This is a genomic window from Psychrobacter sp. Choline-02u-9 (assembly GCF_002836505.1).
Taxonomy (GTDB): Bacteria; Pseudomonadota; Gammaproteobacteria; order Pseudomonadales; family Moraxellaceae; genus Psychrobacter.
In genome coordinates this window covers 1-14,734 of the sequence record NZ_PJBF01000063.1, presented here as the reverse complement: position 1 = coordinate 14,734, position 14,734 = coordinate 1, and the positions used below count along the sequence as shown (strand labels likewise).

General features: G+C 36.5%; 11 protein-coding genes. 7 read left to right on the top strand and 4 right to left on the bottom strand.

The annotated features are described in order from the left end of the window. The first annotated feature begins 258 nt into the window (after nucleotides 1-258). Complete coding sequence (locus CXF69_RS13175; protein WP_102078718.1) at nucleotides 259-3,492, top strand: hypothetical protein; 3,234 nt, start codon at nucleotides 259-261, stop codon at nucleotides 3,490-3,492. Between the two features lie 447 nt (nucleotides 3,493-3,939). Here CXF69_RS13175 and CXF69_RS13165 read toward each other — a convergent pair whose 3' ends face one another. Both CXF69_RS13165 and CXF69_RS13160 read right to left on the bottom strand, forming a co-directional pair. Continuing rightward, on the bottom strand, nucleotides 3,940-4,218 hold the full coding sequence (locus tag CXF69_RS13165; RefSeq protein WP_057758591.1) for a hypothetical protein: 279 nt from the start codon (nucleotides 4,216-4,218) through the stop codon (nucleotides 3,940-3,942). Nucleotides 4,219-4,443: 225 nt separating this feature from the next. After that, entirely contained in the window at nucleotides 4,444-4,653 is a 210-nt protein-coding gene (locus CXF69_RS13160) for a helix-turn-helix domain-containing protein (RefSeq protein WP_057762347.1), read from the bottom strand. 136 nt (nucleotides 4,654-4,789) lie between these two features. On the opposite strand from CXF69_RS13160, the gene CXF69_RS13155 reads away from it, so the two are divergent. From CXF69_RS13155 to CXF69_RS13135, 5 genes are all read left to right on the top strand, one after another. Beyond that, nucleotides 4,790-5,005 carry a hypothetical protein gene (locus CXF69_RS13155; protein WP_021813684.1) on the top strand — a complete coding sequence of 72 codons (216 nt, stop codon included), beginning with the start codon at nucleotides 4,790-4,792 and terminating at the stop codon, nucleotides 5,003-5,005. Between the two features lie 2 nt (nucleotides 5,006-5,007). Continuing rightward, a complete protein-coding gene (locus CXF69_RS13150; RefSeq protein WP_057758589.1) occupies nucleotides 5,008-6,183 on the top strand; it encodes a site-specific integrase in 1,176 nt (391 codons plus the stop codon). Between the two features lie 118 nt (nucleotides 6,184-6,301). After that, nucleotides 6,302-8,839: a hypothetical protein gene (locus CXF69_RS13145; protein ID WP_057758587.1), complete on the top strand. Its 2,538-nt coding sequence runs from the start codon at nucleotides 6,302-6,304 to the stop codon at nucleotides 8,837-8,839. After that, nucleotides 8,839-11,904: a site-specific integrase gene (locus tag CXF69_RS13140; RefSeq protein ID WP_102078716.1), complete on the top strand. Its 3,066-nt coding sequence runs from the start codon at nucleotides 8,839-8,841 to the stop codon at nucleotides 11,902-11,904. The genes CXF69_RS13145 and CXF69_RS13140 overlap by 1 nt, the downstream gene beginning before the upstream one ends. Beyond that, the gene (locus tag CXF69_RS13135) at nucleotides 11,901-12,494 is read left to right on the top strand and encodes a hypothetical protein (RefSeq protein WP_057758583.1); all 594 of its coding nucleotides are present in this window, start codon (nucleotides 11,901-11,903) and stop codon (nucleotides 12,492-12,494) included. The genes CXF69_RS13140 and CXF69_RS13135 overlap by 4 nt, the downstream gene beginning before the upstream one ends. Nucleotides 12,495-12,703: 209 nt before the next feature. On the opposite strand, the gene CXF69_RS13130 is transcribed toward CXF69_RS13135, so the two are convergent. Next, nucleotides 12,704-13,093, bottom strand: coding sequence for a DUF6122 family protein (locus CXF69_RS13130; protein ID WP_025652669.1), 390 nt, complete (start codon nucleotides 13,091-13,093; stop codon nucleotides 12,704-12,706). 387 nt (nucleotides 13,094-13,480) lie between these two features. On the opposite strand from CXF69_RS13130, the gene CXF69_RS13125 reads away from it, so the two are divergent. Then, nucleotides 13,481-13,840, top strand: coding sequence for a hypothetical protein (locus CXF69_RS13125; protein ID WP_228706795.1), 360 nt, complete (start codon nucleotides 13,481-13,483; stop codon nucleotides 13,838-13,840). A 40-nt stretch (nucleotides 13,841-13,880) separates the two neighbouring features. On the opposite strand, the gene CXF69_RS13120 is transcribed toward CXF69_RS13125, so the two are convergent. After that, on the bottom strand, nucleotides 13,881-14,734 hold an 854-nt coding region (locus tag CXF69_RS13120), incomplete at its 5' end, for an ATP-grasp domain-containing protein (RefSeq protein WP_102078715.1).

The following is a 14,734-nucleotide window of genomic DNA, read 5'->3' as shown; positions in this document are numbered from 1 at the left end:
TGCATTATCAGTCGATATCTGGAGAGAGTGAGCCTTTCATATGACAAATTACCATTCAGCATCTTAAGTACTTAACATGTCAGCCATCTATGGCTGAAAACAAAGAAGTAAGTTAGTCGATACACCTATATTGAACAGATTTAGTGAATAGCAGGTGTTCAATATAGCTTGTGACCGCTTGGCTTGCCTATTGCAGTTGCTATCATATAGATTCACAAATAGTCGTATAACGTATTCATCGTCTTCAGGAAAAATCATATGGATATTAAAGCCTTACCTACTCCGAAGCAGTTTCTCAAAAACAGACGTCCCGAACAATTCTCTTCTTCTGAAAAAATGATTAGTAGTCAGCTTGACAGAGTACACCTTGAAACCTACTTATCTAACCTAAATGCTAAGAGCAAAGAGCTCGCATTTGAAACATTTGTCAAAGAAATATGCCAAAAAACTATTTGCCCAAACTTGCTTGAGCAAACTGGCCCTGTAGCAGGTGGCGATGGCAAAACGGACACACAGACTTTTCCAGTCTCAGAGCAGAACAAACTACTTTGGTATGTAGGTGTAAATAGTAATGCTAATAATGAACGTTGGGCATTCGCAGTCAGCACTCAAAAGTCATGGAAAACAAAATGTAAAAAAGATGTTGAGAAAATAGTTGAAACTAATCGAGGCTATACTAAAGTTTTTTGTATTACAAATCAGCTTGCTAAAGCTGATCAAAGAAGCAAGCTTGAAGACGAGCTTTCAAACCAATACAGTATTCAAGTCTGCATCTTAGATATTAACTGGTTATTGGATGAGACTTATAAAAATAAACTTGAGTATATTGCTATTGATACTTTACAGGTTCCAACTAATTTCAAACGAGAAATTATCCTCAGTCCTGAGGACTATGGCAAGAAGCAAAGGCTTGAGAAACTTACTTTTCAAATCAATAGTGACATTAATCCTAATGAAATTACTTTTAATCAAGTTAATATTTTCTTAGATATTGCTGAGTTGAGTAAGCAACTTGAAAATCCAGTGTTTGAGACACAAGGTTTGTATGACCGAGCTGTCAAAATAGCTCAAAGGTATGGTACAACAAACCAAATATTTTATGCCTATTACAACTATGCTAGAGCTTCATACTACTGGCATGAAGATTTTAAAAGTTTCGAAAGTAACTTTAAGAGCGCGTACGAAACAATCACTGAATCCAGTAACTCTATTCTCTGGGCAGACTTTGTTACTTTATTAGTTATTCAGATTAGTCATCGATATAGACATGAAGGACAAGGTACTTATGCAGTTGATAATGTTACAAACAATACTGTTTCTCAGTTAAATGAAATCATTCTGGATAAAAGCCGACCTAGTAACGCTTTACAAGCAGAAATAGCTTTGACTCAGCTACAGCTTATTCTGAACTTTGATAGTAAAGATAAAATGGAAGAAATCTTTCAAAGAATCCAGAAAGTATGCCAACAAGGTGAATATCTAATAGGTTTTTCATTTGAAAATATTTATGGGTATATTGATCAGTTAGACGATATATTTCATACTTACCCAAATTATCAGGCGCTACAAGACTACCTAACTGAACAATCTATCAAACGTAATGGTGACTTAAAGACTAGTAAAATAGCTCTTGAGCGTGGTATTAAGCAGGCAGAGAGAGGTAACTACTATAGAGCTATTCAATTGATTGGAAAGACTTTAGTAGGCTTAAATAAAGAAGAAGCACTTGAAGAGATGACTTACGCCAATATGGCATTATCGGATATATATTCACAAGTCGATTTGCATTGGGCAGCAAGAGGAACTCTTTTAAACGCAGCTTCGTTGTTGACAAACTACTTTCATAAAAATAAAGTTATTCTTCCATTGGCTATAGAAGCATACTTCTCACTAGCTTGGAACGAACTTACTCTTGGCCGTATTGCTCAATCATTAACATGGTTAAAAACTGGATTATGGAGCTCGCAAGTTATTAATGATAGGTTTATAGATGAAGATAAGATTATTAATTTTGATGGCTGCATGGCTAATTTAATACTTAGTTGTAACTTAAAAGAAATTCAAGAGTTCGAGTATTTAGTTGATAATTTAGAAGAGCTAGGTCTATTTTATTCGCAGATAACCTTATTATATACTTTGGGATATAAAGATAAAGTACGGGAACTTTTAGAAAGTAGTAACGATGAAGGTGTACTGAAGTTAATGCTGGACCTTAGAAATTACGATACAGAACACCCTACTTCAAAAGTGCTACCTTCATTACCTCAATACAATACTTATAGTACCAAAATATTAGGTTGTGAAATTAAATTATCCTTCCCTAATAAGACACCGTTTATTGAATTGACAGAGGCGATTTTAACTAGTCTTGAAAGCTTCTTAGCTACTGCTCTGATAGATAATATTATTGCAAAAATACCTATCGTAAATATTGATATAGTCTCTTTTGAAGATTCTGAAAACTTAATTTCTCATGAATATATTGTTAATGATAGAGGAACAGTATTCGAAATATTGTGCCACCCTTTCTTATGGGAAGATCTAAACCAAAATAACAAACCTATTATAGGTGAATGGTTTATGTTCTTTATTGCAGATTTTGTTGATAGCTGTTTTTTAATCAAAGACTCTAAAATGACTCTTGAGAAGCTAATTACAGAAGATAAAATTTTTGCGCGATCAATGATGTTTGAAACCTGTTTAGGAGCTATTTATAATATTCTAGGTAAGAATTCACATAACGATTTACTTAAAAAATTGACTCAAGGTACACATTTCCCACTGCTGAGAAACATCTCGTGGGATGTTGATGCACCCAAACAAGATAGTATAGATATTGAACCCATAGAGCTAGGTGATCATGAAAACATACCTGTATTCGATATGGAGAAACATACTCATAAAGACATTGTAGTAACAAAGCTAATCAGATCAGACTTGTGGGACTCAACAAGATGGGAGGGAGTTGGTTACATGGGATCACCTGATGAACCCCCTTACATGTTCCTACTCTTTAAAGATAAAAAGAAGGGCTTGAGTATATTTGAGCACTTACTGAAACAATTGACACATGTAGACATAGGTAAAAGATTTCGTGTATCAGTTATAAGGGGAATTGATAGAGAAAACCCTGCTCACTACCGTGTAGTTTTATCAGAAAATATTAAAACAGGAAGTAATGCAAAGTTATTTACTATGATAGCTAGAATCCAAACAATGGAACCTAATAATGACTCAAGTTGGATGCAGTTTGAAGAATCGTACAATAAGTTCAAAAGCTTTAGATTAGCGCCAGCCTATATGATCAAAGGAAATCAATATCCAGAAGTTGAGTTTGATTCCGCTATCAGTATAAAAGAAATTCATGTCAAGCAAGCTTGGGAAATCGGTATTAATGATATTGAAAAAATAGCTATACACCCTGAAGATAATATTCTAGTACCAGAAGGTATAGTTAATCCACCTTTTCAGAAGGTATTAGAGTCAAAATAAGCTAGATCGCTCTAAATAGAAACTTCTTTATCTTATGACATAATAATAACCAAATAACCGATAGACTATTTGGTTATTATTACTGCTCTTAAATCTCACCTACCAACTGTAAGCTGCCCGCCAGAAAAACTAATACATGATTCGCAGAACCAAGATGATTGTTTTCTGATATAAGGTATATCCGCTGGTACATCAAGTTGATAAGGCCGTCCACAGTACTCACAGTGCACATCATCTAAGTAAGCTTGGCACTCCGCTAATACACCAAACAAAATATGATAATCAACACTATACTGTCTACAGAGCGTTTCTATATGCTCTACATACCGTCCATTATGCCCGTATGCCCAATAGTCTTCACATAGTTGTATGTCGGACTGATCTGCATTGGCGCTAAAAATAAGTTTTAAGCTCATGGTTATCTCCAAACCAAATAGTTAACGTTGATCACAACGAATAAGGAATATCGTAGTGATTCATAATGTCCAAAAATTTGGTCTCAAGATTCGTTAATGCATAATGATTTAGCGCTAACCCCTCATTGAGCTCACGTTGAACCCATATCCTAACCGCTTCATCATTGTAGAAAAGGGGGTTAACGCCTAGCATTCTTGCTAACTGCGAGCCCTGTTGTATTTGCAGGTTTACCATAAGCTTGGTAGATAGCGATATCGCTTCGGCGCTTAACCAGATTGAAGCATGCGGTGACTTAATAAATGTGTTCATGTATAACCTCCTGTAGATTAATATTTCTTTCTGTTAGTCGTAATGACTTCCTACAGATTGAATTATACATACATTTTGAGCTGATGCAAATCAAAATGACCTTCTATAGAGCTTTTTATTACTTAATAGAACATTTAACTCATTTGAGAAACTATATTGCTGCGTATTATTTGGTGTAATAACTGATAAGCGCAGCACTATCTTGAATTTTAAAAGGAGGAAAGTTTATTCTTCTTCCTTAACTAGCTCATAAAGGTCGCCCACTTCAATATCTAAATATAAGCATAGCTTTTCTACTACCTCTAGATCCACTCTGGTCGCTTCTTCGTTATACATACGTGTGATTGTGCCTCTGTTGACATCTGTATCTCTAGACACATCGGCAATCTTAAGTCTTTTTTCGCCCATAATTCTAGATAAATTACATTTCACCATAACCTCCCCCATAATAAAATAACCTACTGTAGATAAAAATGTCTTGCAAAAGATGATTTTTAGTGTAAATTATGTTCTATAGCAGGTCATAAAGCTATTAGATAATAACACTTTAATCTTTAGTAAGGATTTTACTATGAGTTATACCTATTTAACAACCGAAGAGCTGTCACAACGTATTAAATATGACAGCAAGACAATACGCAATCAACTTAAGGATGCGGTATTCATTGAGGGCGTTCATTACATCAAACCATTTGGAGGTAGAAAAATTCTTTTCATATGGCAAAAGATTGAAGAGTTAATGCTGACAGGCTACGACGATAACATTCCATTTGCAGCGGGAGCGTAATCATGGCGAGTATCAATAGCCGTAATGGCAACCTATATGTAGATTTTCGATACATAGGCCAACGTTGTAGAGAGCAAACCTTACTGGCAGACACTAAGCCTAATCGAAAGCGTCTAGAAAATTTCGTTAGTAAAATGCAAGCAGAGATTCAATTAGGTAGTTTTCGATATGAAAACTATTTTCCACAGAGTAAAAAGCTTGAGCAGTTTCAAAGCTTAGAGCTCATGAGATCAACGAATAGCCATAAGGACTCAAGCTCAGGATTTGATTGCTTTAGCAGAGTTTGGTTAGAGGAAAAAAAACCGGAATGGCGGTGCTCTCAGATAACTAATGTAGAAAACATACTTAAGATTTATCTACTTCCCCATTTTGGCAATGTGCCACTAAATACCATAAACAAAGCTAAAATAATGGCTTTTCGGGGTAATCTAGTCAAGGAAGGAAATAGTGGACGACTTTTATCAGCATCTCGAATCAACCACATTATGACGCCATTACGTATGGTGATTACCGAAGCATCTGAGCGTTTTGATTTTGAGAACCCTTGGAAGAATATAAAGCCACTAAGTGTACCTAAAAGTAATGTTAGTCCTTTTACCTTAGAGGAAGTCATGCTCATCATTGACAACGTCAGAGTAGACTATAAGCCATATTTCACAGTACGGTTTTTTACAGGCATGCGTACAGGTGAAATTGACGGTTTACCGTGGAAAAATATTGACTTTGAACGTAGACAAATCGTTATTGATCAAGCAATTGTTGGAGGTGTTATAGGTGACACTAAAACTTCCGGCTCTAATCGTATTATCCACATGAATCAACTGGTTTACGATGCATTGATTGAGCAGCAGAGCTTCACTAAACATCGAAGTGAGTTTGTGTTTAGTACAAAAGCAGGTACTCCTTTGAGTCATCGCAATGTGACAAAGAGAGTTTGGTATCCGTTATTGCGATATCTGGAGCTTGATATACGTAATCCCTATCAAAGTAGACATACGGCTGCCACTCTTTGGCTTGCTGCAGGCGAGTCTCCTGAATGGATTGCTGCGCAAATGGGTCATAGCAGCACTACAATGTTATTCACAGTGTATTCACGTTATGTGCCCAATCTAACTCGTCAGGATGGGAGTGCTTTAGATAAGCTACTGATAGAGCGAGGTATAATACAAAATCCATGAAAATACCTATGTTTAACAAAAAGACATCCAAATAGATGTCTTTTTTCGATTTTAATGCTGGATGCTTTACATTAATGAAGCTACAGTTATTTGAATGACTTGTAACGGTAGCAGCATAATGGCTAATAAAGATAGTAACTCTACAAATATTAAGGATTGGTTGAAGCTAAATCTCCTTGATTTCGCTAATGGCAATGATCTTGAAATATTACTTATCGAGCTAAAATTTTTAAAAGATACCTTACCTGAGCAATTTAGATCAGAATTGAAAGATGAGTATCGAACATTGTCTGAATGGATAAAAACATTAGATGTGAATAGTAATTTGACGAAGACGCATGAATTACAGATATACGAAAATGGAATTGCTCATAAAGTATTTTTAGAAAATATTAGAAAGCCTCATCTGCATTTAAAAGATCTCTATCTAATTACCTTTTTAATCCATCGAGCAGACTCGTCTAAAATAAATACTATCCGTGCTGTCTACTTTTTTCTATGTTTAAGGATGGTTGAGTTAACTGACTATGATAGTCGAATTGAAACTACGCTCGATGAATGCAGATTTTTAACGAACAAAACTCGTGAATTTTTAGTTCCGTTTTTACCTGATGTAACAGAATTGAAAAGCCTAAAGGATATTGAGGAGTTTCTTATTAATGCTCAACAAAACGATAGCTACACTAGATGGCTTGATGAGCGGCCCCTAACTTTTGATTTTGAAATACAGAAGTACAAGAATAGATTATTAAGTAAAGAGACATCTCTATCATCTGTTGAAGCTCAATTTGAAATCAATGAACGTATAGCTAAATACCTTTACGAATATATCTTACCAATCGAAAACTATTTCAAAAATGACTCCGGCATTACTCGCGTGACGACTGAGACTCATAAGATTATAAGTATCTTACAGGATAAAGATGATATCACTGGCAATACTGTTAGCGATCTCACCTACATATCAGAAAATGCTAGCGAAGCAAATGGATTTGAAGACCAAGAACGCCAAGACGATGAAGAGCAATCGTTTGAGCAGGTTAATTTCGAGCAACCTACAAACTACTATCTAGATAAAATCAGAGCTGAACAACAAGTTAACTGTAGACATCAACGGACTTTAAGTCAGGTAACTGATGTAAATGTTGCACATGCTGATGAAGTACAGATTTTAGTCACATATTTACTCAATAGTCTGATGAGTTTAGATATCAGAAGTATAAATGCTGACAACAATGATGAACAAGGTACTTTAAACATTGAATATGATCTAGACCATCAAACTTCTTTATATCTACTAATAATTTTATTGACAGGTAGATCTGAACTACTTATCTCAGAAGATTTGAGGGAGAGTTATTTATGCTATCGGTATCCACTAGAGTTTGCACCTACTCGTAGTAAAGTTCAAGAAAACTGGGATTCTAAACTATGCGCAGATAATACATCTACTCTCAATCTTTTCTACCCTATTGCAGTTGGCAATATATATTCTCATCTTTTACGTAACATAAGCACAAAGGTTTTGGAGGAGGTCAAACAAAAGGCCAGTGAGGCTCTAAAGGCTATAAATAAGAAGAGCAAAACTAGATTAACTTTTAATAAAGTTAAGAACTATTTAGAACACTACCTCATACAGAGTGGTCGAGATCAAGCTTTAGTTAATGTTCTAATTAGCAAACCAATACACCATTCTTCAGCACTTCCTTACTTTAATGTTAGCCAGCTAGATTTATTCTTATGCCAATATGATTTTAATGATCATTTGTATGATATAGCATTTAATACAGTCAGCGATGAATCCAAATGTAATGAAGAATATCAATTTTTTGAATTACCTGACGAAAGAGTTACAGGATATTGGGATAAACAAATAGGTAGTGTTTTAGCCATAAGAGAAAGCCGCTTAACATCTATAGTTAGCGATTTAATCACTCAGATCAATTCTGCCCTTTGGGATAAAAAAACTCTCAATCCTAGATCTATAGTTGACCTACATAATATTTTTACTGATTATTTATATGTTCTGCTCTCGGTCTCAAGCGGTTATCGTCCCGTACGTGAACCTTTTGGTAGGCTTGTAGATATAGATGTTAGAACTAAAAAATATTTTATTAGCGACAAGGAAAACCGTCAACATACTCGAGGCAGATATATTTATCTACCTGATATAGCAAATCAACAGATTGAGCAGTACATCAAGTATTTAAAGAGTAATGCCTTTATTTTAAATAGTCTGGGTAATAGTCTAGGTGATATTTACTCAGATATTCTTGACAGTAATATTGGCCTTATTACTTATCTAAAGCTGGATGAAAAAACTAACACTATTACTGAAGTTAGTCTTACCAAAACATTTATTCACGGAAGACTGTCTAAAATTTTAGATCTCCCATCAAACTGGCATCGTCACTTTATACGATCTTATAAAAGCCTAGAAGTTGGAATCTTTTCTGCTAAGCCTAACTCATCATTATCTAATAGCTTCGGTCACGATGTAATTGGCGCTTGGATGGGTCACGCTGATGAGCTTGGTTTTGACTACTACGATAAGCACAGTGGACTTAGAAGGAGCGAGTTGCGCCGATTCTCTGATGAGCTTAATGGAATAATTAAATATAACGGCTTTAAAGTCATAAGTTTGGAGACTAGATAATGGCTCAGCGTAAATCAGCTATTGACCAGCGTTCAGAAAATAGACATAAGGAAACCTCGAAGCGTAAAAACTTATCCAAACGACTGGTCAAAGAGTCTATAGATTTTGACCAAATTATTGCCTCAAGTGATCCTCAAACAATATTTAATGCTATGTGGGAGCAGCTTGATAAGAGATTATCAGAAAACAAACACTTTCAGGGCTATCTTAGTTATGTAGAAGGATATAACGAAGCAGTAAACTGCTGTCAAAACTATATTGAAGATAAGGACATTGCTATTGGCTTTCCAAAGCTTATCGTTACCTCATACCGTCCAAAGTCCTTTAGAAATAAAGTGACCTTTTCTGAAAAAAAGCAAATATTAGATTTTTATTTATATTGGATGGATAGTATAGCTAGCAAAGCTTACGAGATTACTATCACAGATTTGATGCTATCACTGATTTTCCACAGTGCTATATTGAGAAAGCCAGTATTGCAAACGATTATATCTTGCATCAGTGACAAATCATTAACTATAGAAAGCATATTTGAACTGCCTGTAGTAACTCTCATTATTGACGACGATAGCTATCATACTAATACTTATAGCAATTCAAAAGCGGTGCATGAGGTAAAAGTCTTTTTATCGCCATTAACGAGCTATTTGATCAAGCTCTATGTCAAAGGGAATGAAACTAGAAAATTAAAGTCTAGTACTGATGTTCAAAATCTTTATCAAATGTTAAAGATGACAAAATCTCTTAGCCAAAATCACCTATCTATGACTTTAGAAGAGTTTTTGATAGGTGCGGTCTATGTTTTAGAAGATTATCTATTTTTAGATCTGCCAGAACATACTTGGTATCTACTACTTGGTTTGGAGACGACATATGGCCTGTCAATAGCTAACTGGCAGTCTTTAATCTTTAGCATATCTCATAAGCCCACTACTAAGATAGCTATTAACATTGAGTGTCACAAAGATGTCGCAGTGGAACCTAAAAAAGGCAATCCTACCATTACCGTTGAGATTGCAAAGCTATTGAAAACGACTAAAGATGGAAAAACCTCAATGGCTAGATTCACAATTGGTCTCAAGCAGCTATATGAACGTTTATTAACGAACAACGCTCCTTTGAGTGAGCTTGCAATCGTAGGTTGGTTACTGACGAAAACAGTGACTAGTAAAAAGGTAAGCAGCATGCGGACTCATAGCGGTGGTATTACGAATCGCTGGTTATCATTAACTCAAGGTGTTGCATTTGAGGATCATACTGAAGAGGATTATATTCAACTTTATAGCGAACTTATCGAACTTGGTAAGTCTAAAGACGCTCAAAATGCTATTGCCACTAATATTGATGAGATACATGCATATTTAGTTAATCATCATGGCATTGAACCTATTGCACCTTTTTCATCTACCAAGCGAGCGCATCATAGGACAGGCTATCTTTCAGAAACCATGTTTCAGGCTATTCTTAATAATGCTGACAATCTTGAAATGACTAAGGATGAAATAGAAGCGGTGAAGCTCGCTTTGATTTTAGGGCAGCGCTGTGGACTCAGGATAGGTGAAATAGTTAAGATTAGATTAAAAGATGTGGCTATAACTTCAGCTTATCTAGAAGTGCGTAATAATAAATATGGTAATAATAAAACGGGTTCTGCCTTAAGACGGACATTGTTAGAACAACTTTTAACAAATTCAGAAATGTCGTTTTTCAAGAGAGTCGAGCTTAGGCGTAGTAAAAGTAAAGGGGATACCTTAATCGCTAATCAAGCTGGTATGGCTTATCGTGCCAGTGATTTATCAAAAACCATATCTCAGTTAATTAAAACTACAACAGGACTTTCTCATCTCACGACCCATCATTTAAGACATAGCTTCTTAACTAATTTTCAATTAATGTCATTTTTGTATGATAAAGCTAATGCTTTTAATGGGCATCAATGCTCTCAAACTTTAAAAGACTTATTACCTTATGACGAAGACAAGTCTTGTAAAATATTGGCTTATATTGAGACATCCCTACAATACAAAAAAATATATGCCTTAGCTGGAGTAGCTGGACATGCCAGTCCTAGCACTACTTTTGACTCTTATGTGCATTTGACTGACATTCAGATTGGATTGCTACTTTGGCACATGGATTACCAGTTGACGGCTAAACACTATAAATTACTAAGCGTTCCGAGACGTAGGGAAAAGCTGTTAGGTGCTACACCTACTGCAATTAATTATTATTTGCTTAACAAGCTCAAACTTAAACCACTGCCTAAACCAAAACATAGTGAACTACTAAAGACAGAAGATAAAACATCTACAAAGCCAAAAAGATATTCATTCGATGAAGTCCGTCAGACTCTTGAGGTACATGATAAGGAAGAAGATTTCAAGGAAAAAATGGATATTTATAAGCTTGATCAAAATACTTTTGAAATATGGCTTAATAACGCTCAGCAGTTGCAAGATCACCCTTCTTTTAAAACCATACATGGTAATTCAAGATTATTCGCGCCTGATGATAATATGAGCTTATTACCGGTATTCGACAGGTATGTCGAAGATAACAACATACTCATGCAGATGACCAATAAATTTCGTGACTTATATAAGATAGAAAAAAGACGAGAATCTATGCTTCAGTTTATAGCGCATACGCTTATGAACTCCCAATACCATAAAAATCATATTAGTTTTGATCAAGCATTAGATCTATATAGCTATATACAAGTATTAGGACAACTAGTCTTTAAAAAAAATATTAATTTAAAAATATACCATTATGCACAAGCTAGCGATGATGATAAAGAGCAATGGAAGCCTGTGATGAAATTACTTGCCTCATCTCAAATAAAAAAGTGCAATGTAGCTGATAAATTAAACGGCAAGATATACAAAAAGCAGATCCGTGCTGAATTATCACTATCTAGCCAAACTGAGCAGACTAGGCTTAATAATAGAGAGAAATCAAATCTCCCAATCAAGCAATGGACCGTTAGAACTTTACAAATTTTCTGTCATTACGCTTTCATTATGATAGGGCAAAGAATTAATTTAGGAGATCACAAGCCATGAATCTGTCAGCAAAGTCTATCAGCATTAATAGTAGCACTAAAATTAGTCTTCATCCGTTGGCTAGCCAACTAACTAAGCTAATAGTGAAAGCCTACTTAAGTGGTGGTCAAGAAGCCTATATTAAATCTATGCAGACTAAGTTTGATTGTTATAACAGTTTACCTATTCATAATGTATCGTTAGTAAATAAGGATGTGAATGAGTATTTACTCATTGGTGGTTGTTTTTCACCTGTATTTAACCTCAAAGATATTAATAACAACAATACTATTTTCTTAAGTTATAAAACCTCTAAAAAAGACTCTAAGCCTGAGCATAAGAAACAAGTTAAGAAAGAATTTGATCAGGATGTGATTGACTTTATATACATGGACTTTATCCGAGCAATATCAATACTCTCGTTAGCTAAACCTGGGCTTATGTATCCAAGCCTTAAAACAATAATGCAAGAGTATAAAAGTCAGATATGGAGTGAAATATTCAATAGGGAATCAAAAACCCCAAAAGATTACATTTTATTAAATAACGTCGCCGATCTGCTTGATACAACACGTGGCACATTGAATAGTCATACTAAACTAAAGAAGTAGCGGTTAATTCTTTCCGCTATGCCTGATTAGAAACAGAGCTATCTCACTAAGCTTAGAGTAACAAGCTAGACAACCTTAATCCTCGAATTGGAACACAAGCGATCTAATGCGAGGACTTATTCAGGATTGGATAGCGATATATCTACTTCTAGGAGTCATTAAAGAGATGATTTATGAGAGAAATACAAAGGGATGTAGTCACAACCGTATTAAAACTTAATAGCTCTGCCTAACCACGCTACCAACTCACGGGCAGGAGCCTGACTCAAACACTGTGGACAATTAATATAGGTCATTATACAGTCATTTAAATCAGTCAACATATGCAGTAATAACCCTAAACCAATTATCTTATAGGGCTTTGGTAGAAACAACATGCCCGCATATACTGCCATCGCATAATAAGTATGTAGCGGATGGAAATTAATACTACAACGATTGGGCGAAAAGATAGGTGTCGCTAGCAGATGATCTAAATCAACTAGCATGGTTGCTATTAGGATCAAATAAACTCGCTTATAGTCACTACGAAAAAACATATAGGCGATAATCAACGGCATGCCAAAATGTAGAAAATAATGGATAACGGTTTGACTCATCGCTTTTTCCGAACTAAGAGGGTGTTTTAAAAATTGTTCTAAGAGTATCATACACGATCTGAGGTATACCTTCACACCTGAAAGGCAAGCACGAATCCACCACCTGACGTACGGAAGTTAGTCACCTGACCTTAATAAACACGCGCAGCAAGTAACATACTAATCTGCCGTTGGGAGACGCCAGTAAGCGGCGTTTCGGTCTGGTAATAACGAACGAGTAAACATGGAACTGCATTTATTGCTATGGCTATTTTTGGAGGAATGATGACTCTTGCAAACCTATCCCGCCGAGCAGCGACATCAGCAGTGCTTGCCCTAATGATATGGAGCGTAAGTTTCTTTCTCCATTTTTTTTGGGAGATGGCACAGGTACCGTTCTTCTCCGGTATGGCCGAAGCGAGACACTGGGACGTGGTCTGGCTTTGTACGCGTGCGACCGTCGGTGATGCCAATATTGCTTTTGGCGCCTACGTGCTTGCGGCGTTATTTGTAAAAGATTGGCTTTGGATTGCAAAGCCGTGGCGTCTGTCGACTTTATCGATATACCTTGGCGTTGGCCTGACCGTAACAATACTCTTTGAATACTGGGCAACTGGCGCTGGCCAAAGGTGGAATTATAGTGGGCTGATGCCTGATGTTCCGTTATTAAGCATAGGTGCGTTGCCGCTCGTTCAGTGGGTGGTCATTCCGATACTGTTAATCTACACTGTCAAGTGGATGTTCCTAGGTTGGCAGATATCCAATTAATAGAGGTTAGCATTAAGAGCAGTTGGTGCTATTTAGCTCATTACACCTGAAAGACGGGCGCAAACCCACCTCCTGGTGTACGGAAATTAGTCGTCTGACCTTGATACACACGCGCCGCAGGTAGTAGCAGTTGTCCGTCATACGTATAAAGACGTATATCCACCTTTCTCGTTGTTACAGTGTCATCAATTTTTATTGATCGCTCTCCTGCAGGAACAAAGGTCTGTACGATATAATCCTCATCAAGAATGTTCTCAAAAACGCGTCGAGTCAGCTTGCTACCGCGATAGACCCCTTTGCTTCCATGACCAGCAACTGGCTTAAAAAACAGCTGTCGCCGAGTACGCCACAACGCTGCTGCCTCGTCTTTTGATACAAGCTTAGTCTTTGGTATCGACTTTTCAAGGTACCTCGCTGCAGCCTCATCTAGACCCCAAGCGCGCAATGTCTGCGAATCGGATAGCAAGGTCAGGTTTTGCTTATTGGCCAACATAGCATGTACATGGGGATTGGGTGTCACCACCACAGCACCCTCTAGATAAGCACTTTTAAGCACGGCGTGGTTAGGGTTTTCAAATGCAAAGTCGACCAGACGATTGTATATCATATCGATTTTCTGGCCATGGGCTGTTAACGTACCATCGACATAGTCGAGTTCAGAGGGATCTAGTATCACAGTGTCAACGCCCTTAGCTTGGAGCAGTTGACGTGCTAACTGGAACTCCAAAAACATGAACTGATTCTTAGGGTCATTATCGATAATAGCTATGCGATTAGGCATGGCAGTAGCTGATTGTCGCTGCCACTCTTGTATGAACATGCTAGTGACAGCTTCTTCAAACCCATCAAGCATTTTAGTAATATCAGCACTTTGCTCAGAAGGGTGGCAGCATT

Excerpts from the sequence above, each read along its gene's own strand:
- CXF69_RS13175 (WP_102078718.1), top strand. The coding sequence starts at position 259 with ATGGATATTAAAGCCTTACCTACTCCGAAGCAGTTTCTCAAAAACAGA.
- CXF69_RS13165 (WP_057758591.1), bottom strand. The coding sequence starts at position 4,218 with ATGAACACATTTATTAAGTCACCGCATGCTTCAATCTGGTTAAGCGCC.
- CXF69_RS13160 (WP_057762347.1), bottom strand. The coding sequence starts at position 4,653 with ATGGTGAAATGTAATTTATCTAGAATTATGGGCGAAAAAAGACTTAAG.
- CXF69_RS13155 (WP_021813684.1), top strand. The coding sequence starts at position 4,790 with ATGAGTTATACCTATTTAACAACCGAAGAGCTGTCACAACGTATTAAA.
- CXF69_RS13150 (WP_057758589.1), top strand. The coding sequence starts at position 5,008 with ATGGCGAGTATCAATAGCCGTAATGGCAACCTATATGTAGATTTTCGA.
- CXF69_RS13145 (WP_057758587.1), top strand. The coding sequence starts at position 6,302 with ATGGCTAATAAAGATAGTAACTCTACAAATATTAAGGATTGGTTGAAG.
- CXF69_RS13140 (WP_102078716.1), top strand. The coding sequence starts at position 8,839 with ATGGCTCAGCGTAAATCAGCTATTGACCAGCGTTCAGAAAATAGACAT.
- CXF69_RS13135 (WP_057758583.1), top strand. The coding sequence starts at position 11,901 with ATGAATCTGTCAGCAAAGTCTATCAGCATTAATAGTAGCACTAAAATT.
- CXF69_RS13130 (WP_025652669.1), bottom strand. The coding sequence starts at position 13,093 with ATGAGTCAAACCGTTATCCATTATTTTCTACATTTTGGCATGCCGTTG.
- CXF69_RS13125 (WP_228706795.1), top strand. The coding sequence starts at position 13,481 with ATGGCCGAAGCGAGACACTGGGACGTGGTCTGGCTTTGTACGCGTGCG.